This window comes from Mesorhizobium sp. P2_A8, from assembly GCF_056404935.1.
Map to the genome: position 1 here is coordinate 22,694 of NZ_JBFUDB010000006.1, position 22,489 is coordinate 45,182.

A 22,489-nucleotide genomic window follows, 5' to 3' on the forward strand; every position below is an offset into this window, starting at 1 on the left:
GCCTTTGACGGTTCGGCCTGGCTGCGCCGGGCCTTCCGCTATCGCTCCCAGCCCTTCGGGCGTTCAAGTCCTTTGAAAGGTCCATTGGACCTTTCAATCCGCCCGAAGGCAGACCGGACTTTCACCGTTCGTCGTTTGGAAAGCCAGCAAGTGGCTTCCCATGCGCTGCGCGCACCACTCAAACAATGGAGACATGCCAATGACCCGAGGTCTTCCCCGCACACTTGTCCGCGCCGCCGCCCGCGAGGCCGGCCTTGCCCCACCGAAAGCCGGCCTGAAGGCCGTCACATCAGGGCAGGGCGGCGCCTTCCGCACCGTCTTTTCGTTCAATGCCATGATGGTGCCGGTCACCGATGCACAGGCCTATGCCAGCCAGAAGATCTTCGACTTCACCGACGGCAAGGTGCGCATCAAGGGCGGCACGGCGCGGCTGCAGTTCGCTGTGCTCAGCCCCCGCGCTTCGACCATCAACGACAATGCCGCACTGACCTGGTCGCTGGGCTCGGCGCCGGCATCGAGCGCGACGCTGGCCACGACCATGGTCAATGTGCTGGCCTCCACCGCCCGCACGCTGGACGGCGCCGGTGCGGCACTCTCCACCGCCTCGACCGCCGATATCGCGGCGGCAGCGACGCTGGACGGCACCGCGACGCCGATCGATCTCTATCTCAACCTTGCCTTCGCCACCGGCACCGACATCGACGCCGACGGGACGCTGGCAATGACCGGCACGATCACGCTGCTCTGGGAGAACTGGGGGGATAATATTTGAGCTGACCGGCCTTAGGCCAGCGGCCTTCCGTCAGCCCAGAATGCGTCGACTTTCGTCCACCAGATACTCGACTGTGGTTGCAGCCATCGCTTGAAGTCGTCGGGGTTCGTAGTGTGATGCAGGCTCTTGTTCTGCAGATCCTCGAGCAATCCGACGATCGCCGCATCCCGCACATAGGGATTGCCTTCGATGATCCAGCGTTCGACGACCCCGAAAATCCCGCCGAACCGGTCTGTCTCACCAGCCTCGAGGTTGCGGATGAGGTGGAGCGCCAGCTCTGACAAGGCAAGGTACAGCGGTTGCTCCCCGCCATCGCGCCAACCCTCTCGGAATTTTTCCCATGCGCCGTGAAACGACGGATCGACCTGCAGGAGCCGCTCGAACATGTTCGAGCGGTCGAACGTGAAATCTGTGGGTTCGTTCTTGTCGGTCACGTCACCTTTTCGCCCGAAGCCACTGGGGTGACAAGCTCTACAGCCCTGACTTGAAAGTCGGGCTACTTCCCTGAAACCCACATAAGGAAATCTCACATGACAGATCTGGCAGACGCCGGGTCCGTGGCGGCGCGTGCGCAGCCGGCGGGCAACCCGGTACGGTCACCGGCTGGTGCGGACAACGGGTCCGCCGCGCCTGCCGCCCAAAGTTGGTTTGACGGTCTTTCCGAAGGCAACCGCAAGCTCGCTGAAACCAAGGGCTGGACCAGGCCTGAAAGCCTCGATCGGGTTTTCACATCCTATGCGGAGCTGGAGCGGCAGCAGGGTGAGAGCCTGCGCGTTCCCGCCGCGGACGCATCTCGGGAAGACTGGGACAGGTTTCATGCCCGGCTGCCCGAGGCGATGCGTCCGGTCACCTCATCCGAAAAGGTCGAGTACCGGCGCCCGGAAGGGTTGCCGGAAAACTTCGCCTATTCGCACGAACTCGCCAATGCTTCCAAGGCCTGGGCGGTCGAAGCCGGTGCTTCGCCGAAGACCGCGCAGGCCTATCACGACAAGTTCGTCGGCTACATGGCCGAGCAGGCCGTGCGCCAGGAGATCGCGCTGGCCCGTTCGGTGGAGGCCACCCATGACGACCTTGTCCGCGACTGGGGGCCGACCGACAGCGACGGCTTTCGCCGGAAGATCGAGGTCGCCAACCGGGCGATGAAGAAGCTCGGCCTGGTCGACGCCTACAAGGCGAAGGGCATCCTTCTGCCGGACGGGGCGCTGACCGATCCGCAGATCGCCAGGGCGTTCCACGCCATCGGCGAGGCGATGTTCACGGAAGACACGATCGATGGCGGTGCCGTCTTGAGCGGAGGCAATCCGTTCAAGCGCAACGCCGCCGGCGAACGCAACATTTCGGCGATTTCAGCCCTCGTCAAAAGCGACCCCGCCCGTGCCCGCCGGCTGGCACGCGAGGCCGGTGAGAACCCGGATCAGTGGATGCCCAACAACCCCCTCTAAAGCTGTGTCGATATTCAGGTGATGCCGGCCGCCTCGGCCTGACCTGAATCTCAGCACACTCCGCCAAACCCAAACCTGAAGGAAGAGAAAAATGGCAGATGCCTACACCCGTATCGCGGACGCGATCGTTCCGTCCGTCTATGCGCAATATGCGTTCGAGGAGCACGTCCAGTCGCTCGAGATCTACCAGGCCGGAATCCTGTTTTCCGACCCGGCCATCGCCTCGAAACTGTCGATGGGCGGCCGCTCGGTCGACATGCCCGGCTGGAAGGATCTCGGCAACGATCCGTCCGAGCCGGTCAACGACGATCCGGCCGATTCCATCGAGATGAAGAAGATCGGCTCGCGCCGCGAGGTCGCCGCCCGCAATGTCCGCGCCCAGGCCTGGGGCGTTCCGGATCTGACCTCGATCCTGGCCGGTGACGATCCGCAGAAGCTGATCGTCAAGCGGCAGACCGAGTACTGGCAGCGCGCCAACAAGCTGACCCTGCTCGGCATCCTGAAAGGCGTCGTCGCCGACAACATCGCCAATGACGGCGCCGACCTGGTGCGCACCACCGGCGCCTCCATCGTCGACACCGACATCATCGAGGCCGCCTATCTGATGGGCGACCGCGCCGACAAGTTCAAGACGATCTGGATGCACTCCAAGCAGATGAAGGCGCTGAAGCTCGCCGACCTCATCGACTATGTGCCGTCCTCGCAGCAGGGCGGGCCGCTGATCCCCTATTACATGGGGCTACGGGCCGTCGTCGACGACGACATTCCGGTGGCGGCGGGCGTCTACACGGCCTTCATGTTCAAGGACAAGGCGATCCTGTGGAACGAGCTGCCCGTCAACACCGAAGGCGGTCCGCTGGAGTTCGACCGCAAGCCGCGCCAGGGCCATGGCGGCGGCGTCACCGAAATGGTCGGCCGCCGGCATTTCGTGCCGCACGTTCCCGGCACCCGCTTCCTCGACGCCTCCTCGGCCGGCGAATTCGCCACCGATGCCGAACTGGCACTCGCCGCGAACTGGGACCGCACCGCATCGAGCGTCAAGGCCATGACGTTCATCGCGCTGAAGACGACCGAGGCCTGATCGGGCCAGGCAAGGGGGTGGGGGGTTGCCCCCCGCCTTCACGGCTCGCAGAATTGTTAGACATGTGGACACGACCGCACGTCCACATGTCATCCTCCATCGGTGTTGGGGGCACCTCAAGCGTCCGTTGTTGGACCAGGCGACGCCTTGTAGATTGCAACGACACCTTGGAGATTGGAAACATGGCGCTCAAGCGGATGGACAACGTCGGAATCGTGGTCGAAGACCTCGGAGCCACGATTGATTTCTTTCGCGAACTCGGCCTCGAGCTCGAAGGGCGGGCCACGATCGAAGGAGAATGGGCCGGACGCGTCACTGGACTGGGCGATCAGCATGTCGAGATTGCCATGATGCGCACACCGGACGGCCACAGCCGGCTCGAGCTCTCCCGCTTCCTCGCGCCGCCTGTCGTCGCAGATCACCGGAACGCCCCGGTCAACGCCCTGGGCTACCTCCGCGTCATGTTCACCGTGGACGACATCGACGAGACGCTTGCAAGGCTCCGCATGCGAGGCGCGCAGCTCGTCGGCGACGTCGTCCAGTATAAGGACGTGTATCGGCTCTGCTACATCCGTGGGCCTGAAGGGCTCCTCATCGGACTCGCCCAAGAACTCAGCTGAGCGCAATCCGAAGACAGCCAAGCTCCCCACCCGTTGGGGGGAGGCCGGCAGGCCAGAGGGGGCGCGGTAGAAGCGCGATCTCTCACTATCGCCATCCAATCCCAAGCCGCTTCGCAGCGGCTTTTTTCATGTCCGGAGAACAATCATGACCCGACCCGCATGGACGAGGCGCTGAGCCATGGCCATCACCCCGCTCGACATCGCCAACATGGCGCTCGCCGTGCTCGACGAGGCGCCGATCGACAGCCTCGACCAGGACATCAAGGCGGCGCGGCTCCTCAACCTGCATTTCGACCTGACGCGGGAGGCGGAGCTGACCAAATACGCCTGGGTGTTCGCGATCCTGCGCGCCACGGTGGCGGGCTCGGATACCGGCAGCGGCGATTGCAGCCTGAACTTCGCCTATGAATTGCCGGCCGACTGCCTGCGGCCGCTGCCACTGAGCCGCAATGGCGAACCGGACGGCGCGCCGGTCTCGTGGCGCCAGGAGGCCGGCCTGATCTACAGCGACCAGCCCGGGCCGTTGGCGATCCGCTACGTCGCCAACCTCACCGATCCGAACGACTGGGACGCGCTGTTCACCGAAGTGCTGGTGGCCGCACTTGCCATCAAGGTGGCGCATCCGCTGACCCACAAGTCGGGCATGATCGACATTGCCCGCTCGGCCTACGACCGGGCGCTGGACGCCGCGCTCAACGCCAACGCCATCCAGCGCGGCGGCAGGTTCTACACCGCGTCCTGGTCGAGCCAGCGCGGCGACAACAGGGTTGCGCCCGGCGACAGCAGGATTATGCGCTGATGACGACGCTCTATCCGGTCCAGGACGTCTTCACCCGCGGCGAGATATCGCCACGCCTGCACGCACGCGCCTCGCTCGATTTCTATCGGGCGGCACTCGCCAGATGCGAGAACTTCGTCACGCTGCCGCATGGCGGCATCCGCAAGCGCGGCGGCACCTATTTTGCCGGTGAGGTAAAGATTTCGGCGAAGAGGACGCGGCTGATCCCGTTCATCTTTTCGGCCGATCAGGCCTACGCGCTCGAATTCGGCGACCTCTACATCCGCGTCTACGCCTATGGCGCCCGCGTCGGCAGCGTGGAAGTCGTCTCGCCCTATCTCGAGGCGGACCTGTTCGATCTCGCCTATGTGCAGTCGGCCGACCAGATGTGGATCACCCACCGGGACTATCCGCCCAAGGTGCTGACGCGTACGGCGCACACGGCATGGACGCTGGATGATTATGCGATCGACGACGGCCCCTATGACGACATCAACAACACCGCGACCACGCTGACACCGGCGGCTTACGGTTCCTTCGTTCCCAGGATGACCAGCCTGACCGCGCCAAGCGGCACGGTTTCCAGCCAAAACGCGACCGCCGATGCATGGGAACTGTTCGACAAGAGCAGCAAGACCGGATCGGTCATTTCATCGGGCACCGGCGCGTGGGTTCAGTATCGCCTGGCGTCCAGCGCGCGGAAGGTGTGCAACGCCTATTGGGTGCAGGCCAACGGCGCTGCCGCCGAGTCGCAGGACATGCCGACCCAGTGGGAGGTGCAGGGATCGAATGACGGTTCCACTTGGGTGACGATCGACTCGCAACAGGGCCAGACCGGCTGGGCTGCGTCAGAGCGCCGGTACTACGAGTTCTTCAACAAGACGGCCTTCGAATACCTGCGCTGGGACGCGGAAGGCGGCGGCGGTCCAGACTCCACCAACATGAGCTTGGCCGAATGGGCGCCGAACGAGGACGGCGACCTGATGACGCCGTTCAACCTGACGGCGTCCTCGACCGTCGGCATCAATGGCGGCACCGGCTTCCAGACCAGCGACGTCGGCCGCGCCGTCAGGCTGTTCGCCTCCGACGGCCGGTGGCGCTGGGCCAAGATCGTGTCGCGCACCAGCACGACCATCGTCACGGTCCGCCTGTACGGCCATGCCCTGCCGGACCTCAACCCGGTATCCCGCTGGCGGCTGGGCACGCTGGTTCCCGGCAAATACATGGAAGGCGGCTCGCTGTACGAAGAGCGCCTGGCCTTCAGCCGGAAATTCTCCGTCTATGCCTCGGCCACCGGCGACTTCGACAATTTCGCGCTGGGCGAGAAGGACGACGATGCGCTGGAATTCATCCAGGCCGGCGGCGGCCAGGCCAACGACATCGTCTGGATCGCCGAGTCCGACGGTGCGCTGCTGATCGGCACGTCGGGGGGCGTGCGCGCGTTGTCGGGCTCGGGCATCGACGAGGCGCTGACGCCGACCTCGTTCAAGAACCGGCGCTCGCGCACCTTCGGCTGCGCCCGCATCCGCCCGGTCGATGCCGGCCAGTCGTTCCTCTATGTCACGCGCTCGCGCAAGTCGATCGCCGAGCTGACGCAGACGGCGCAGAGCCGCTTCACCTCCGATGATGTCGGCCAGATTTCCGAGCATATCCCGAAGCTTGGCGTGGTCGAACTCGCCTTCCAGACCGACCCCGACCCGTTGCTGTGGTTCCCGCTCGAAAATGGCGAACTTGGCGGCTACACGCATCAGCCATCGCAGGAGGTCAGGGGCATGCACCGGCATCGGCTGGGCGGCGCCTTCGTTGGCTCCAACTGGGCGGTCGTCGAGAGCGCCACGGCGACCCCCGGCCAGAACGGCAACGACGATCTCTGGCTGGTCGTCAAGCGCACCATGGGCGGCGTGACCAGGCGCACCATCGAGATCAAGACCGCGCCGTTCGAATATGGCGCGATCGCGGACGCCTTCGAAGTCGACTGCGGCCTGACCTACTCGGGTGCTGCCGTGACCACGGTGGGCGGCGCCACACATCTCGCCGGCCAGTCCGTCGATGTGCTGGCCGACGGCAAGGTCTATCGCGGCCTCGCCGTCAGCGGCAGTGGCACCGTGACGTTGCCGGCGGGGTCGGCAGCATCCGCCAAATGGCAGCTCGGCCTGCCCTATGCGGCGGGCGCCGACACGCTGGAGCTCGATGTCGGCGGCCGCGACGGCTCCATCATCGGCCGCCGCAAGAAGGTGGCGAAAGTGATGCTGTCGCTGCTCGAGACCGACACGACGGGGCTCGAAGTCCAGTCCTTCATGCGCGGCCGCTGGGAGCCGGTGCGCATGCCCTCGATCGTCGCGCCCGATGGGCGGGCAACGCTGTTCACCGGCAATGTCGAAGTGCCGATCGACGACAGCTGGGAAGGGCAGGGAAGGGTGAGGATACGCCACCTCAACCCGACGCCCTGCACCATCCGCGCGTTCACGCCGGTGTTCGACGCGGAGCCTTAGGCAGCTCCGGCGCCGCGCTTCCCCGCGCAAATCATTCGCCTTCTCCCAAAAAGGACCCCACCCATGACATCCCCCCATGCCGAGCAACTCGGCAGGGCGCGGACGGCTGCCGAATACGGTGCCGTCATCGCCTTGCTAGACACCGATCTCGATGACGCGATTGCCCGCAGAGCCGAGCTGGCTGAAGCGGAAGACCGTGCGGTCTTCGGCGACGGCGACCTGGCCGCCGCGCGCGCAGCACTCGACGACTGCAACGACAGGGTCGCGCTGCTGGAAAGGACCATCGATGCCGCCGGCAAGCGCCGCGCCGAGGCCGCCGCCAGCGAAGCCCGGGTCGACATCGCCGCCCTTGGCGACGAGATCAAGGCGAGGGCGGTAGCGCTCGCCGAGCGCTGGAGCACAGTGCAGCGGCTGGTCGAGTTGCTGCGCCAGCAACTGTTCGAGGCCGATGCGCTGGCCCGCGCCATCGCCACCGCCAACGGACTTTTCGATGCCGCAGGGGTCGCCGACCTGAAGGTGAACCTGACCACCACGCGCCGCGCCGCCATGGCCGGCCCGCGCGCCGCCGCGCCCGCCCGTCTCAGCCGCCCGGCGATCCAGGCCGACAGGCTTTTGCTGTCCTTCCTCAGCCCCGGCGGCGCGCTCGATCCGCGCCCGGCGCTCGGCGCGCCGGTCAGGCGCTCCGACGTCAGGCGCCCCGACGTCAGGCGCCCCGAGGGCAAAAGCCAATTCCTTCCCGCAACAGCAAGCAAACCCTTTGGCGAACGAGGCTGAACCATGTGCACACTCGCTCTTCTCGGTACGGCTCTTTCGGTCGGCGGCGCGCTGGCGGAGGGCCAGCAGTCGAAGCAGATGGCCGACGCCCAGGCCAGGGCCTATGAGCAGCAGGCGCGGGCCGACGCGCAAAGTGCGGCCTTCGAGCAGGGCCAGGAGCGCCACAAGCAGGACCTCCTGCAGGCGCAGTCGCGCGCCCAGGCCGGCGCCTCGGGCGTCGGCATGGCCGGCTCGCCGGCCGAGGTGCTGGCGGCAAACGCCAGGCAGGTCCAGCTCGACATCAAGGCGATCCAGTACAGCTCGCAGCTGCGCCAGAACAATCTTGGCACGCAGGCCGCCATCTCGCGCTTTTCCCGCCGGCAGGCGTCGACGGCGAGCCTCTTCAAGGCCGGCGGCAGCCTCGGCTCGGGCCTCGCCGGCCTCTACGACCCGAGCAAGGCCGTGACCTTCGGCAAAGGCGCTTTCCCGCCGGCGCCGCGTGGCCTCTCCACTGGAGGTCTCTACTGATGGCGACCATTCCTCTCCAGCTTGCCCAGCGCCGGCTCGATACCGGCAACGTCGTCTCCTATCCCGAGGGATCGCCGGTCGGCCGGGCGATGCAGGGTTTTGGCGACGAGCTTTCCGCCGTCGCCGAGCGCTACCGGCAGATGAAAGAGCGGCAGGACGCGTTCGACGCCGATATCGCGCGCCGCCGGTTCAACGGCCGGATCGCGCAGGCGGAAGACGAGGTGGTGGCGAATGCGCCGGCCGATGGTGCCGGCCTGCATGACGCCATGTATGGCCAGGTCGATCCGCGCACCGGCCGGGTGGTCAGATCAGGCCTGTTCGACACGCTGTTCGACGATGCCTTGCCGAACATGCCCGAGAGCCAGCGCGCCGATTTCGCCAGGCAGAAGGAGGCGATGCGCGCGGCCGGTTCGGAGCGCATGGCCGCGAGGCAGCAGGCGCGCCGCGATGACTATGAGCAGGCCGAGTGGACAGCAGTGCAGGACGCCTCCCTTGGCGCCATTGCCGCGACCGACCCAACCGACACCGGGACTTTCGAGGCGATCCGCCAGAGCGGCCTCGACCTGATCGCCAAGATGGGCAACCCGGTGGCCAGGCAAGCAGCCGAAGCTGCCTGGCGTAGAAATACGGCCAAGGCGCTCGTCCGGACTGGCGCCGCTGAACGGCTTGGCGGCGGAAACGCGCGCCGGTGAGGCTGTGCGTTGCGCAAGGCCGCGAAGAAAGGTGGAACCAACCCTTCGCCGGTCGTTGGCCCTGTGCTGGTTGATCCCGGCACTCCAGACCCTGATCGCCTTCCTACAAGCGGGCCTTTTTTATTGCCGAAGATTCGAATCAAATTGAGACCGCTGCATTGGTGGTTCGAAAGCCATGCTCGCGAGTAAGTTTTTATGAGATGGCGCTAATATGCCTGTCGCGAGTTGTTCCTGCACAGTCATTCACGGCTGTTTAAGGCAACCAAGGAGGCTCGCATGTACTCCCTGAACAGAAGTCTGGCCAAGATTTTGGCCGGCAGCGTATTGGCAATTTCATTGTCCTTCCCGGCTTACACTGCGGACGTGGGAGCCGGCGCATCGATCGGTGGTGGCGGCGGCATCAATGCCGGTGTGGGCGCCTCACTTGGTGGTGGAGGCGGGGTTAACGCTGGTGGTGGCATTTCAATCGGCGGCAGCAGCGGAGTTAATGCCGGTGCTGGCGCAAATGTCGGCGGCTCCAATGGTGTCAGCGCCGGCCTCGGTGCTTCCATCGGTGGCAGCAATGGCATCAATGCAGGTGCAGGCGCCAACGTTGGCGGTACGAGCGGCGTCACCGCCGGAGCAGGTGCGAACGTCGGCGGTACGGGCGGCGTTACAGCCGGACTTGGCGCCACCGTTGGCGGCACGAGCGGCGTCACCGCCGGAGCAGGTGCGAACGTCGGAGGCGTCGGTAGCATCGGCACGGGGGTGGGCACCGGCGTTGGCACCAATCCAACCAATCCGACGAACCCAAGCAACGCGACCAACCCGAGCACCGCAAGGCTGACAAGTGTCGTCGCCGACATGTCGGACAGCCAGGTGGCGCGGATGAAGAAGCGCTGTGTGGATGTGCTGAACAGCTCCGATTCTTATGACCGCGACCTCCGCCAGCTTTGCCTGATGATCGCGCGCCGCTAGGCACTGGTCGATCATCTGTCAGATCAGTCCGAACGCTGGTCCAAAACGGCTTTCAAGGCCCCGCTGACCGCCAGTCGGCGGGGTTTTGCTTCTCTGCGTCCATCGCCATTGTGACGCTTGGATGAAGCCAACCAAGGTGAAGGGCATCGCTCATCCGCGATAATCGCCAAATGACGCCCACTTCAAGCCTCGCTTTCGCGGGGCTTTTTTCATGGAGCAAGCCTTATGGCCCAACCCCACACCGCCGCCGTTCACCTGTTGAGCGGCGAACAGAGACCCGTGCGCCTGGCAACCACAGGCAACATTGCCCTGTTCGGCCTGCAGACCGTCGACGCCATGGAGGCAAAGGTCGGCGACCGGGTGCTTGTCAAGGACCAGACGAATGCGACGCAGAACGGCATCTATACGGCGAGCGAAGGCCATTGGCATCGTGCAGCCGACGCGCGCAGTGCGCGAACCTTGCAGAAGGGCACCACGGTGTACGTGCGGCAAGGCGTGGCCTCGTCCCATTTGGTCTATGTTTTCGAAACATTCGATCCGGTGATCGGCGCCGATCCTATCAAGCTTTCCTGCTCGCTATCGGATGATACGCTGGGTGATGTCGTGGGCGCGGACAGCGCTGCCATGCGCTCACGCTAAATTCCGAGAGACAAAATTCCAAAAAACAATCGGCCTCGCTTTCGCGGGGCTTTTTCATGGAGCAAGCCTTATGGCCCGACCTGCAACTGCCGCCGTTCGCCTGTTGACAGGTGAGCGAGAACCCGTGCGCCTGGCGACTACGGGCAACATCACGCTGTCAGGTCTGAAGACCATCGACGGCGTGCTGACGGAAGTCGGCGATCGCGTGCTGGTGAAGAACCAGGCCGATGCGACGCAAAACGGTATCTACACGGCCAGCGAGGGCCAATGGTACCGGGCGGCTGACGCACGCACTGCACGGACCATGCAGAAGGGGACAACTGTACGTGTGCAACAGGGTGCCACTTCTGAAAGCTTCGTCTACGCCTTCGATGCCTTCGAGCCAGTCATTGGGACTAGCGACATGACCTTTTCCCTGGCATCGCTGGGGCATATCGGGACGGAGCGCTACTCGACGGAATTCGGTTTCATTGACGATGGGGTGACGAACAACGACGACGCGTGGGCGTTGGCCAAGGCGACGTTGGGCAGCGTCGAAACACTCGTCATGCTCAGGAAGGCGCTGGGCGTTTTCTACTTCGCCACGACGGGCGATTTCACCGGCCACAAGATCGATGCGTCCAGCAATCCTACCTTCAAAGGTCCGAACGTCTACAATGACAGGACGCAGGCCCAGAAAGTCGCCAATGCCCCAGCCGTGACCGTCGTCGGGACAGGCGAACTGCTGTTCACCAGCACAGCCCTTCTCTCCACCTTTCAGCATCACGCCGAACCGGTCGATAAGTTCGACTTCCTGACCGATGGTGACGTGACCTACGACGAACCGACCGTGGTGGATATGAACACGGCCACGATGTTAAAATTTGCCTGGCCGAACGGCAACACCACATCGGCGACTTCGACCGGTATTTCCAAGGCCATCAACCTGATCAACATCAATTGGGCTACGGCGGACCTGACCACATTGATTTTCGCAGGCATCGTGCCGGAAGCCGGGTGTCAGTATTCCTGGGTGTGCGGGTACAATGCCACCGATACCGGCTATGTTGTCATCGCCTACGACGGCGGCTACCACGCTGTCTATGCGGCTGTTAATGGCAACATGACGCACAAGAAACTGACCGCTGCCAGCACCTTTACCGAAGTCTCGGTCTTCCACTTTGGCGACGGGCCAGCCGCGAACGCCGATCCGGGCTATACGCTCACCAAGTCGAGCATCACGGTCGATATGCTCACGCCGACCAAATATCAGGTTGGCCTCAACGGTGTGGTAATCGCCGACGGCGAGCTTGCCAAGCCGGTAACGTATGTCGGCCCTGGCGTTTACAGGCCGGCAGCGGCAGCCGAAGTAAGCAACTTCCAGAACATCATCAAGACCAAGAACCCCACCCGTCTGGCCCCCCGCCCGATCCGCGCCTTGTTCGTCGGCGATAGCAAGATGGACGATATCATGATCGGCTGGCCGCGTGATATCGCGCGCGTCATGCAGGGTTCCATGGGCACGCAATGGGAGAGCAGCAAGAACATTGCGCTGGCTGGCGCAGTGCTTGCCGAGCAGCTCACTGCTATCCTGGCCGAAACCATGACAGGATATACGGATGTGTTCATTGGGCTCGGCACGAACGACACCCAGGCGGGAACGTCAACGGCCACATTCGCCACCAACCTTGCGCTGATGCTCGATCGGGCCCTCAGCTCCGGGGCAAAGGTGACGGTGCTGCTTACCCCGGCGTTCTATACCAGGACGGAATCGGCACTCTACGGCGGCCTTGGCCAGAACTCCGGCAGCGGTTCGTCCGTGCCCATTTACCGGGAAGTCATTCGCCGCGTCGTTGCTACATACCGGGATGCGGGAAGCCCGGTCGCACTTGTGGATGCCGGCAAGATCCTGGGCCCGACCATTGCGCGATACCTGAACTGGAACGCCGATCAGAACCGCGTGGACACCAACGTCCTAGACAACATCCACGAAACCCGCAGCGCACGCACCAAGATCGCGCATGCGTGCGCAAGGGCCTCATATGGCCTGTCAACACCAAAGCGGACCAGCGGCATCAAGACCATGCTCGCGATGACCTCGGGCAGCGGCATGGTGGCAGCGGCGGCGACTGCCTATCTCGGCTCCTATGCCGGCGCCAGCGCTCTCGTGGCCGCGATTACCGTCCCATATGCGGGCGTGGCAAAGAACCTTCGGACGCTGGCGAGCGCCGTTCCTGGGGCTTCGCAGACCTACACCTACACGCAGTTCATCAACGGTGTGGCGACGATACTCACCAGCACCACCACGGCGGCAGTCCTGCTGTCCTCCGATGTGGTCAATTCGGTGGCGGTGGCGAAGGGTGATAGCCTGTCCGTGCGGGTGGTGAACTCAGCAACAGGTGCGGTTGCCACGCACCAGTGCACCGTGGAGATCGGCGCGTCCTAGGGCGTTGCCGCTTCAGCCATTCGCTGATATCCAGCGGCGATGCTCTATCAAAACATCCAAGGTCTCCGCGCCGTCGCGGCTCTGATGGTGCTCTGTGCCCACTTCTATGTGTCGCCTTGGGTGCAGCCTGCCATCAATGCGGTCGGTCCCGGTGGGGTTGATGTGTTCTTTGTGATCTCGGGCTTCGTGATGTACCTGTCAGCCGACAGTCTCGGCAAGAAGGACGTGGGCCGGTGGCGCGCCTTTCGGAATTTCGCTGTGAGGCGGGTATTTCGGATCTATCCAATCTACTGGTTCGTGTTTGCGGTGGCCTCGATAGTGCTCGCCACAACGACGGTTTCACTCGCTCCGGCTGATATTACGCAACAGCCTGCATGGAAACTGCTGCTGCTCGTCGCCCAACCGAACAACCGAATCCTGGCGGCTTGGACACTGCAATACGAGATGGTTTTCTACAGCGTCTGCGCTGTGGCTATCTTGCTGTTGCCCCGTCGCATCCTGCTCGTGCTGGGTGTTTGGTTTGCCACCGTTTTCGCCTTGTGGGCCGCTGGATTAAGCTGGCATTCGACCTACTATGTTCCGGCAATCTACTTTTTTATCCCGATCGTTTTGGAGTTCTTTTTCGGGATCGTCGTGGCCTTGTTGGCTGAGCGGAAGATTTCTGGCTATGCACTTTCATCAGTAGTGGTCGGAGTGGTCTGGCTTCTCGTCGGAGCATATGTCTTAAGCCGCAATGGAGGATACGGCCAGCCACCCATGTGGCGTGCGACGTGCATAGGGCTGCCGGGTGCCTTCATTGCCTACGGGCTTGTTGCTCTGGAAATCCGGGAGAGATGGACGTTTCCCAAGGCGCTGGTCAAGCTGGGGGACGCCTCTTATTCCCTGTACCTATGGCACCAGATGCTGTTCGCCTTGATGGCTGCAATGTGGGTTAAATTGGGGGTTCATGGCGGCCTGCCCTTGAGGCTCGTATCAATCCCGATAGCAATTGCCATAGGAGTAGCGAGTTACCGTTTGATCGAACGTCCCATCAACAAGTCCAAATGGGTTGCCTTGCTGGCTGGTGCGGAGAAAAGGGAACGGGCAGCGCCTGCGATTTCCCTGGTTCACCACGTCATGCCGAATTCCTGATCGTCGCGTTCTTCGTCACTCGGCGTCCGATACTCCCGTGCGCCGTTTGACCAGCGGCGTGAGAAGTAGCCGCTCCATAGATCTTTGCCAACGTGCCATGCTCCGTCTTTTTCGCTAAACTAAAGGGCTAAAGCTCGCAGGGCGGCAAGTATCTGTTTCATGGCCGCTTGATATCACATTCGCTGTTTGAACTTAATCCGACAGCCTAATTCGCCTCCCGCAGCGCATTGAAAATTACATCGGCATTGTTGCGATCACCGCTCTTCATCACATTGGCCGTCGCATGAGACATCGTACGTTTGGATGTCACCGATTGTTGATGTGTTCGCCCGTGTTCGCGCCATGATCATGATATCCGGATGCGCGCAACGGCAACGGCCTTCCAGCCATTCCCTTGAACAGGAGTACATCGTGTTGCGACGCTTCATGACCGCGCTGGCATTCATTTGCCATGCGTCCGTGGCCCTTGCGCAGTCCGTTGTCGGCTCGCCAGTTGTCGGCGATATCGCGACCGTCGGCGGTGCCGGCGCAAATTCGGCTGCCGCCAACACTGTTCCTGCAGCTCCTGACGGCAGCCGAGGCGCGGCGACCATGCGGGCCTTGGTTGCCGCCGATTATCCGCTCGCCGCACTCAAGGCAAACAATCCTGCAGATCTTGCGAGCGCCGCAACGGCACGCACGATTCCTGGCTTCACCAACACCGCTGGCGACGACGTGATGAACGCCAACGGGCAGCATTTCGCTTCCGGTTGCGTTGCGATTGAAGCGTTCGGTGGCGTCGGCAACGGCTCGACCGACACTCTTGCGGCCTGGAACTCCGCGGTGTCGTCATTCCGCACCAAGGATATCTGCATCAAGTTTGGAGTCGGCACCTACGTCTTCAGCAACACCGCCTCCGCCACCCCGTCCGGTACAGCGCATATCCGAATTTTCGGCATGGGGAAAAGCGTCACGCATCTTTTGTGGAACGTGAACGTCGCCGGCATGATCCTGACCACCGGCAAACAAATGACGGTTGAAGTTGACGGGCTGGATTTCGAAACCGGCAGCTTCAACACGAATACGGCGCTCGCGGTCAACAGCTCGGATTGCACCGGTTCAAAATATTCGTCGCATTTCAACGACCTGTCGTTTCGCGGGCAGGGAAATTATTTGCCGTCCGCTTATTGGACGAATGATCTGCTTATCAACGGTCTGTCGGACGTCAGTGCAACCGAGGTTGATTTCTTCGGCAACAGGGGCAACCACACAACCGGTTTGACGTATCAATCAAGCAATCCGACCTGCGTTGCTATCGCGTTGAGCGTAACCCATGCGAATTTCATCAACGACAAAATCGGCTTTCTGTACGGCACCGCCGCGCAAGGCGTCACAATTTCGCAGTCGAACTTCACCAATGGTCTAACAGGCATCAATGTCCCTATCGGCTCAATTGGCACCGCACAACTTGCGGTGTCGGATAGCCAGTTCAACACCGCCAACAATCAGATATTGATCAAGGGAGATTTGCTCGGCTGCCAAATCATGAACAGTGTTTTTACGGTTCCTGCGTCGCCCTGGAATGGTATTTACATCAGCAACGCTACCGCCAACTGGTTCACCATTCTCGGCAATGTCTTCGAAAACACCAAGAGGACGGGCGGCGATGGAATTCAGGTGAATGCCAACGGCGCCGCCAACGTCGGAACGATCATCGGCAATGGATTTTTCAACCTTGGTTTCGGTGTCGGTCTTCAGGCCGGCTCCCGTCATTGGACGGTTGCGTCCAACTCTTACAACCAAGTGAGGACGAACGTATCCAATTCCGGCGTTGGCAATTTGGTTGGCGTCGCAACCCCGTAAAACCCAATGGTGGCGAGAAAAGGGAAGACGGGTAGTCGGACAAATCCGGCCGATCCCGGTGGCGCCACCATGAAGGGCGTGACGCTCGCCAACTTCCGCCGCTACGTGAGGGCCGGCGCCACCAAGGCTTCCTCCGGTGCTGGCCGGCCGGATCGAACACCGTCACCACCATTGGCAACCGGTTGGAGGGGTGCATTCGCTAGTGGCTTGGGCGCCAGACGCGATATCCGTCTGCGCAGCGGCGTCTCGACGTAGCGGAATGAAAAATGACTGACGATCGTCACGACGATCAACGTCAGCCCGAACCAGATAGGTCTCGGCAAAAGCGAAATTGGCGTCCACATCTTGAGCGCAACATAGATGGGCAAGTGGAGCAGATAGACGGAATAGGACATGTCGCCATACCACCTCAGCACGCCCCGCCCCAACAGGCGCTGGGCAACCGGGGAGGCTGTCGAAACCAGTACGAGAGAAGGCAGATAGACAAGGTAGAGCGTGCTGCTGAACAGAGATTTTGGCAATTCAAGGACGTAAATCATTCCTGGCCACGACAAGACGTAGAGGACCAGAAGCGCAACGAACGGGACATCGTACGACTTGTCCGGCTCAAGGTTGACGCGCCCGGCGACGACGCCGGCGAGAAACAGAGGGGCGGCCTGCATGAGTACAGGAGTGCTGATGGCGGCGCTTTGGAGAATGGCCACCGCCGCGAGCAGCAAGAAGTTGGCAGCATTGCCCAGGCGCTGGCAAATCCACCAGATCAGGGGGAAAACCAGATAGAATTGGATCTCTCTCGGGATCGTCCAGAACACCGATTGGCCGGCCCAGAAAGCGTAATGGTGCCACCATCCATCCCACTGCAGCCCGTAAAAAGGCTGGCCATCACCTGTCAGCAACAGCCAGGCATAGGCTGCCGTCACGCAGATGAAAAACAGTGGCAGGACGCGTGCCGCGCGCTTGACCCAGAAGTCAATCACCGCCGAGCCAGAAATCGGGGCAGTCGAATACTTCCTGCCCATCAGAAATCCGGACAGCACGAAAAACAGTTCGACACCGATGATGCCGCACCAGGCAAATGTGAGGGGATGCCACGGCGCATCGGTCGCGAAATGCTGAAGGAACACTGACAGCGCGGCAATGCCGCGCAGCCCATCGAGCGCGAACATTCGCGCATTATTATCCTGCAAGCTAAATTCCCCCGTCCAGGCCGACTATAGCCAGAATCCCAGACTTAACAACTGCCCAGAGAGGGCGGAAAGGAACTGCCTTGGACCGCAACTTCGCGCAGGCGCTTGCGCGTCTTGAAATCGGAAGGCGGGTGGTCGGACAAATCCGGCCGATCCCGGTGGCGCCACCATGAAGGGCGTTGACGCGCCGACTTCCGCCACTACGTGAGGGCCGGCGCCTCCGAGGCTTCCTCCGCTGCTGGCCGGCCGGATCGAACACCGTCACCACCATTGGCAACCGGTTGGAGGGGTGCATTCGCTGGTGGCTTGGGCGCCAGACGCGATATCCGTCTGCGCAGCGGCGTCTCGACGTAGCGGAATGAATAGTGGCTGACGACGGTAACGACCGCCAGCGTCAGCCAGAACCAGATGGCTGCCGGCAGAAGCGCGATCGGTGTCCACATTTTGAGCCCGAAATATATCGGCCCGTGTAGCAGATAGACGGAATAGGACATGTCGCCGTACCGCCGCAGCACGCCTCGCCCCAACAGGCGCCGCGCCAGCGGTGAGGCCGTTGCGACCAGCACCAGGGCGGGCAGATAAATCAGGTACAGCGGTCCTTGCGAAAGGCCGCTGTACAGGGATTTTGGCAGGCCAAGAACATCGATCATACCCGGCCATGAGATGACGTAGAAAGCGACCAGCACCACGAACGGAACATCATATGATTTCTCGGGCGCAAGGGTGATGCGTCCGGCGACGACGCCGGCGACGAACAGCGAAGCATACGCCATGAAAAGAGGCGTGCCGATCGCGGCCATCTGGCAAATGGCGACGGCCAGGATCAACAGGAAATTGGCGGCAGTGCCGAGGCGCTGGCAAAGCAGCCAGATCAGCGGGAAAACCAGATAGAACTGCATCTCCGGGGGGATAGTCCAGAACACCGATTGACCGTTCCAGAAGAGGTAATGCTGCCACCACATCTTCCACTCGAGCGCGTAGAAGGGGCGGATCTGACCGGTCAGCCAGAGCCAGGCATAGGCCGCAGTGATGCAGATGTAGAACAGCGGCACCACGCGGGCGACACGCTTGACCCAGAAGTCGAGCACGGCCGCGCCGGAAATCGGGGTGGTCGAGTAGTTCCGGCCCATCAGAAAGCCGGACAGCACGAAGAACAATTGCACGCCGACCAGACCGGCCCAGGCAAATGTGTGGGGATGCCACGGCGCATCGGTCGCGAAATGCTGAAGGAACACTGACAGCGCGGCGATGCCGCGCAGCCCATCGAGCGCAAATATCCGCTCATTGTTGTTCTGCAAGTCGAATCCCCCGGCCCAAGCCGACTACATAGCCAAGAATCCGAAACTCAACAACTTGCCCGCGAGGGCGGGAAGGAACTGCCATGGACCGCAACTTCGCGCGGGCGCTTGCGCTCGTCCTGAAATCCGAAGGTGGCTGGAGCGACAACGCTGCCGATCCCGGTGGCGCCACCATGAAGGGCGTGACGCTCGCCAACTTCCGCCGCTACGTGAAGGCAGGCGCCACCAAGGCGGATCTCAAGCAGATCAGCGACGCGCAGGTCGCCGCCGTCTACCGCCGTTTCTACTGGGACGCGGTGCTCGGCGCCGAATTGCCCGATGGTGTCGACCATGCGGTGTTCGACTTCGCCGTGAACAGCGGGCCTGGCCGGGCGGCGAAAACCCTGCAGGCGGCCCTGGGCGTTGCCCAGGACGGCCGGATCGGGCCGGCGACCCTTGCCGCCGCCAGGGCAAAGCCGGTCGGCGTCACCATCGACGCGCTTTGCGATGCGCGGCTGGCCTTTCTCAAACGGCTGCCGACATGGTCAACATTCGGGCGCGGCTGGTCCGATCGTGTCAAATCGGTGCGGACTCAAGCCTTGCTGATGTCGGCGCAACCAGCGGCGCCGGAGGCCGCGCCGGCGCCTGTGCCGGCTCTGCAACCGTCCGGTGACGAAACGGCCGCTGGCGATGTGCCTGCGGCCCGGCCTGTACCGTCGGCCGGCAAGACTGCCGTCGCGGCCGGCATCCTCGTCCTCATCGCTGGAACGCTCACGGCCTTCCGGCATCACGTCAGCGATCTTTTCGGGAGCCTCTTCTGATGAAATGGGTCAACACCAACGCACTGCACAATCTCCTCAACACGCTGATCGCGATCATCTGCGGCGGCGCCCTGGCCGGCTTCGACTGGACGATGTTCGGCGTCACCGATCGCACCGCGCTTCAGATCAGCGGCACCATCGCCCTTGCCAAGATCATCATCAACGCGGTGCGCGACGGTCCGCGCGGCATGGTCGCGCCGCCGCCGGCCGAGGAGAAATGAGATGGGAGCGCTCGCCCTGCTTGGCCAGTTCTGGCCGTATCTGCTTGCAGCGGGTGCCGCGCTCGCCGGTCTGTGGACGGCCTATGCCAAGGGCAAGGCTGGCCAGAAGGCCAGGCAGGATGCCGCCGACGACGCGGCGCGCAGCGAAGCCCGCAAGATCGACGACGCTGTCGCGGGCCGGGCGCCTGACAAAAACAGGGGGAGGCTGGCCAAATGGTCAAGATCATAGCCCTTTCGCTGATGCTGGCTGGCTGCACTGCCGCCGGCGGGTCGTTCTGCGCGGTCGAGCATCCCATCCGGCCGACAAAGTCGGAGGTGGAAACCCTTTCCGACGCGTCGGTAGCGGCGATCCTGGCGCACAACGAAAAGGGCCAGACGATTTGTGGATGGAGGCCGTGATGCACGATCTTTTCGACCTGCTCGGCATCAAGGGACCGGTCGTCGCCGCCGGCCTTGCCGGCGGTGTTCTGCGGGCGCTGTCGCGGCATCGCTACAAGCTGCGCGAAATGCTGGCCTCGCCGATCTGCGGCGCGCTCGCCGCGGCCTACCTGACGCTGCCGGTGGTGTCCTACGCCAGGATCACCGGCCTGCCGATGCCGGATCCGGCCGACGACACTACCACGCTTGCCGCCGCCTTCCTGATCGGCGTCTGCGCCATGTGGATTTCGGATATCCTGTTCGAGTTTGTCCTGCGCAGGTTCAAGCCTGCGCCGGAGGAGTGAAAACGCCAGCAGCAACCATTCCTTCCGCCGCTCGTTGACCTTGCGCCGGGTTGATCCGCGGCAGGACCCAGAACTGCCGCTGCCCATGGTGGCGGGCTTGTTGTTTGTCGGTTTCGTGCCAGGACCTGCGTCAAAGCAAATGTCGGAAGCGTACAGTTCCTCCGATAAGTAAATTGTGAATATCATCCTAAAGTTGCATATTATTTGCGCGATATGTCATAGTTAATGGACTGAGACTTGTTTAAGTGCTTCAATAAAATCGTCATGAGCTATTGCGCGGGCGCTGGTGCTTGAGAGCGCATAACATTCTCCCGCCCCAGCGGGAGCTATGTGGTGACAGTCAATCGACCTAATATGTTTTCTGGAATTCCCATCGAGAGACGTGACGGCACCATCTCGATTCTCAGTACACTTCCCCAGATGGCGGACGCTCTGGCAAACGACTGGCCTTCCGATGGCCCACTGTTTTTAGCAGCACTTGCTGCCCTGGTCGGGGAAAGGGTGGGATGTTGCAGCACAAGGGACGTCCACCGAGCCTTCATTGCCGCGGCTGTCGAAGCCGATTGTCTTCCCGACAGCTACATGAGGAAGTGAGCGACCAAATGCCTCTCACCCTGCGGACGACCCTTTGCGAAACGAGAGATGCGTTGCATGTGCTTCGAAGGGCTCTATTTGTCCGAGGGCATATCGAAGCAATGGGAGAGATCGATTCCCTCATAGGCGTCGCGGAAGGCAAGGCAGTCCACGCGATCGGCAACATTGACCGGGCCGAGTTTCGAAAACCCATTCTCGAAGCGGTGGCGAACCCGGCGATGCCCGAAGCAATCGTTTTCCCAGTCGCCCTGCCGACAAAGCTTGGCGAGCTTCGCGAACAAGGCATGGGCCTCAGCGCCTATTGCGGCAATGCGCGCTGCGGTCATTTGCGTTCGCTGGATCTCGATAGCCTGATCGAGATCTACGGCACCCACTACGATTTCATCAGCGAAAGGCGGCTGGCGTCGAAGCTGGTATGCAAACGGTGCCAGAATGTTGGGGGGAGGCTGGTCGTGGTCTCCGACAAGAGGCCCCGGTACTGAATGCCGGGCAGCCGGCAGTTCGTGGTGTGTTCGCGGGCAACTGGTACGATGTCCAGGTGTGCGCCCGACGATATCCGCCGCAACCAACCCCTTGTGGACCCTGTGACGGGTTGACACTGCAGAGCCAGCCCGCTGCCGCAAGGTGGCGGGCTTTTTTGCGTTTCCAGCCCGATCAAGCCAGGATGTTGACGGCGCGTGCCGCGACCAGCGCGATGGTCAGCAGCGAGATCATGGCCTCCGCCATCATCAGCAGCTTGGCGCGTTGACTGAGTGGCAGCGTGTCCGTCGGAGAGAAGGCCGTCGCATTGGTGAAGGCGAGGAAGAAATAGTCGACGAAGCCGGGTAGCCAGTTGCGAAGTTCACGGTCGTTCAGCGTCATCTGCGCGAACAGGAAATCGGCCTGTGCAAGCTTGACGAGGCCGCAGGTCGGCGGCCCGCCCCGGTCGGTGCTCCAGAACCACAGGGCAAAGACGATGACGTTGGTCACCCAGATGTTGAGCGCGTCGATCAGCAGCGTCGTGCCGCTGTTGCCGGCATGGCCCTCCAGCAAGGCTCGCACCAGCAGGACCAGCGAGCCGCAATTCATGACGCTGATGATGGCGGTCATGGTCAGGGCTGTTCTGCGGATCATGACACGAAACTGGCCGATCGCATGCCACTCGTGATCCTCGACCGCCTTTCGGGTGGCGGCCTGTGTCCAGGCCGTGGCCACCGACAAGGGCAGCAGCAGGGCGGCCTCCAGCCCCGGCGCCAGCCAGCGCGGCCCGAATGAGAGGTTGTTGATGACCAGAAGCTGCAGGCAGATGATGACGAGGACGGCCGCACGCGCCATCCAGAAATCGAGCGCGCGGTAGTGTATGACGGCATGCTGGTGGCGCATTGGAATCCGGATTTTCGAACAGGGCCAGGCGTGCAGCGCTGTCCTGCCTGGAGAGAGGAGCGCCGATGTTCCTGCTCGATCTTGGTGCTGCAATGGCACACAGCTATACTTTTTCGTAAGCTTCGATGTTTGGGGCTGTTCGTTAAACCGGAC

25 protein-coding genes are annotated in these 22,489 nt (G+C 62.5%); 21 read left to right on the plus strand and 4 right to left on the minus strand.

Annotated features, from left to right (window positions below; genetic code table 11):
• The first annotated feature begins 199 nt into the window (after nt 1-199).
• Nucleotides 200-772 carry a hypothetical protein gene (locus AC1D10_RS18255; protein ID WP_477274210.1) on the plus strand — a complete coding sequence of 191 codons (573 nt, stop codon included), beginning with the start codon at nt 200-202 and terminating at the stop codon, nt 770-772.
• 11 nt (nt 773-783) lie between these two features.
• Here the strand turns inward: AC1D10_RS18255 and AC1D10_RS18260 are convergent, their stop codons facing one another.
• Complete coding sequence (locus AC1D10_RS18260; RefSeq protein ID WP_477274212.1) at nt 784-1,206, minus strand: DUF7674 family protein; 423 nt, start codon at nt 1,204-1,206, stop codon at nt 784-786.
• A 96-nt stretch (nt 1,207-1,302) separates the two neighbouring features.
• Between AC1D10_RS18260 and AC1D10_RS18265 the strand changes: the two genes are divergently transcribed.
• The 13 genes from AC1D10_RS18265 to AC1D10_RS18325 all read left to right on the plus strand — a co-directional run bounded on the left by AC1D10_RS18265 (nt 1,303) and on the right by AC1D10_RS18325 (nt 16,152).
• Nucleotides 1,303-2,214 (plus strand): hypothetical protein, encoded by a 912-nt coding sequence (locus tag AC1D10_RS18265; RefSeq protein ID WP_477274214.1) that lies wholly within the window; start codon nt 1,303-1,305, stop codon nt 2,212-2,214.
• A 91-nt stretch (nt 2,215-2,305) separates the two neighbouring features.
• Nucleotides 2,306-3,295 (plus strand): Coat protein, encoded by a 990-nt coding sequence (locus AC1D10_RS18270; protein WP_477274216.1) that lies wholly within the window; start codon nt 2,306-2,308, stop codon nt 3,293-3,295.
• Between the two features lie 182 nt (nt 3,296-3,477).
• Nucleotides 3,478-3,915 (plus strand): VOC family protein, encoded by a 438-nt coding sequence (locus AC1D10_RS18275; RefSeq protein WP_477274218.1) that lies wholly within the window; start codon nt 3,478-3,480, stop codon nt 3,913-3,915.
• 178 nt (nt 3,916-4,093) lie between these two features.
• Entirely contained in the window at nt 4,094-4,714 is a 621-nt protein-coding gene (locus AC1D10_RS18280) for a phage connector family protein (RefSeq protein ID WP_477274220.1), read from the plus strand.
• Nucleotides 4,714-7,185: a phage tail protein gene (locus AC1D10_RS18285; RefSeq protein ID WP_477274222.1), complete on the plus strand. Its 2,472-nt coding sequence runs from the start codon at nt 4,714-4,716 to the stop codon at nt 7,183-7,185. The genes AC1D10_RS18280 and AC1D10_RS18285 overlap by 1 nt, the downstream gene beginning before the upstream one ends.
• 63 nt (nt 7,186-7,248) lie before the next feature.
• Entirely contained in the window at nt 7,249-7,959 is a 711-nt protein-coding gene (locus AC1D10_RS18290; protein WP_477274224.1) for a hypothetical protein, read from the plus strand.
• Nucleotides 7,960-7,962: 3 nt separating this feature from the next.
• Complete coding sequence (locus AC1D10_RS18295; RefSeq protein ID WP_477274226.1) at nt 7,963-8,466, plus strand: hypothetical protein; 504 nt, start codon at nt 7,963-7,965, stop codon at nt 8,464-8,466.
• Entirely contained in the window at nt 8,466-9,158 is a 693-nt protein-coding gene (locus AC1D10_RS18300) for a hypothetical protein (protein WP_477274228.1), read from the plus strand. The genes AC1D10_RS18295 and AC1D10_RS18300 overlap by 1 nt, the downstream gene beginning before the upstream one ends.
• 276 nt (nt 9,159-9,434) lie before the next feature.
• Nucleotides 9,435-10,115 carry a hypothetical protein gene (locus tag AC1D10_RS18305; protein ID WP_477274230.1) on the plus strand — a complete coding sequence of 227 codons (681 nt, stop codon included), beginning with the start codon at nt 9,435-9,437 and terminating at the stop codon, nt 10,113-10,115.
• Between the two features lie 225 nt (nt 10,116-10,340).
• On the plus strand, nt 10,341-10,754 hold the full coding sequence (locus tag AC1D10_RS18310; RefSeq protein ID WP_477274232.1) for a hypothetical protein: 414 nt from the start codon (nt 10,341-10,343) through the stop codon (nt 10,752-10,754).
• 70 nt (nt 10,755-10,824) lie between these two features.
• Nucleotides 10,825-13,179 carry an SGNH/GDSL hydrolase family protein gene (locus AC1D10_RS18315; protein WP_477274234.1) on the plus strand — a complete coding sequence of 785 codons (2,355 nt, stop codon included), beginning with the start codon at nt 10,825-10,827 and terminating at the stop codon, nt 13,177-13,179.
• 39 nt (nt 13,180-13,218) lie between these two features.
• The gene (locus tag AC1D10_RS18320; protein ID WP_477274236.1) at nt 13,219-14,310 is read left to right on the plus strand and encodes an acyltransferase family protein; all 1,092 of its coding nucleotides are present in this window, start codon (nt 13,219-13,221) and stop codon (nt 14,308-14,310) included.
• A 303-nt stretch (nt 14,311-14,613) separates the two neighbouring features.
• The gene (locus AC1D10_RS18325; RefSeq protein WP_477274238.1) at nt 14,614-16,152 is read left to right on the plus strand and encodes a hypothetical protein; all 1,539 of its coding nucleotides are present in this window, start codon (nt 14,614-14,616) and stop codon (nt 16,150-16,152) included.
• 101 nt (nt 16,153-16,253) lie between these two features.
• Here the strand turns inward: AC1D10_RS18325 and AC1D10_RS18330 are convergent, their stop codons facing one another.
• Nucleotides 16,254-17,318, minus strand: a complete 1,065-nt coding sequence (locus AC1D10_RS18330; protein ID WP_477274240.1) for an acyltransferase family protein — start codon at nt 17,316-17,318, stop codon at nt 16,254-16,256.
• A gap of 221 nt (nt 17,319-17,539) precedes the next feature.
• Nucleotides 17,540-18,637 carry an acyltransferase family protein gene (locus tag AC1D10_RS18335; protein WP_477274242.1) on the minus strand — a complete coding sequence of 366 codons (1,098 nt, stop codon included), beginning with the start codon at nt 18,635-18,637 and terminating at the stop codon, nt 17,540-17,542.
• Nucleotides 18,638-18,720: 83 nt separating this feature from the next.
• Here AC1D10_RS18335 and AC1D10_RS18340 point away from each other — a divergent pair, with 83 nt between their 5' ends.
• The 7 genes from AC1D10_RS18340 to AC1D10_RS18370 all read left to right on the plus strand — a co-directional run bounded on the left by AC1D10_RS18340 (nt 18,721) and on the right by AC1D10_RS18370 (nt 21,456).
• Nucleotides 18,721-19,437 (plus strand): glycoside hydrolase family 108 protein, encoded by a 717-nt coding sequence (locus AC1D10_RS18340; protein ID WP_477274244.1) that lies wholly within the window; start codon nt 18,721-18,723, stop codon nt 19,435-19,437.
• Entirely contained in the window at nt 19,437-19,658 is a 222-nt protein-coding gene (locus tag AC1D10_RS18345; protein ID WP_477274246.1) for a hypothetical protein, read from the plus strand. Before AC1D10_RS18340 ends, AC1D10_RS18345 begins: the two co-directional genes overlap by 1 nt.
• 1 nt (nt 19,659) lies before the next feature.
• Nucleotides 19,660-19,887, plus strand: coding sequence for a hypothetical protein (locus AC1D10_RS18350; RefSeq protein ID WP_477274248.1), 228 nt, complete (start codon nt 19,660-19,662; stop codon nt 19,885-19,887).
• Nucleotides 19,872-20,057, plus strand: coding sequence for a hypothetical protein (locus AC1D10_RS18355; RefSeq protein ID WP_477274250.1), 186 nt, complete (start codon nt 19,872-19,874; stop codon nt 20,055-20,057). The genes AC1D10_RS18350 and AC1D10_RS18355 overlap by 16 nt, the downstream gene beginning before the upstream one ends.
• Nucleotides 20,057-20,380: a hypothetical protein gene (locus AC1D10_RS18360; protein WP_477274252.1), complete on the plus strand. Its 324-nt coding sequence runs from the start codon at nt 20,057-20,059 to the stop codon at nt 20,378-20,380. The genes AC1D10_RS18355 and AC1D10_RS18360 overlap by 1 nt, the downstream gene beginning before the upstream one ends.
• Nucleotides 20,381-20,734: 354 nt before the next feature.
• Nucleotides 20,735-20,974, plus strand: coding sequence for a DUF982 domain-containing protein (locus AC1D10_RS18365; RefSeq protein ID WP_477274995.1), 240 nt, complete (start codon nt 20,735-20,737; stop codon nt 20,972-20,974).
• Nucleotides 20,971-21,456 (plus strand): hypothetical protein, encoded by a 486-nt coding sequence (locus AC1D10_RS18370; RefSeq protein WP_477274254.1) that lies wholly within the window; start codon nt 20,971-20,973, stop codon nt 21,454-21,456. The genes AC1D10_RS18365 and AC1D10_RS18370 overlap by 4 nt, the downstream gene beginning before the upstream one ends.
• A gap of 172 nt (nt 21,457-21,628) precedes the next feature.
• Here AC1D10_RS18370 and AC1D10_RS18375 read toward each other — a convergent pair whose 3' ends face one another.
• On the minus strand, nt 21,629-22,336 hold the full coding sequence (locus AC1D10_RS18375) for a hypothetical protein (protein WP_477274256.1): 708 nt from the start codon (nt 22,334-22,336) through the stop codon (nt 21,629-21,631).
• Nucleotides 22,337-22,489 lie beyond the last annotated feature (153 nt).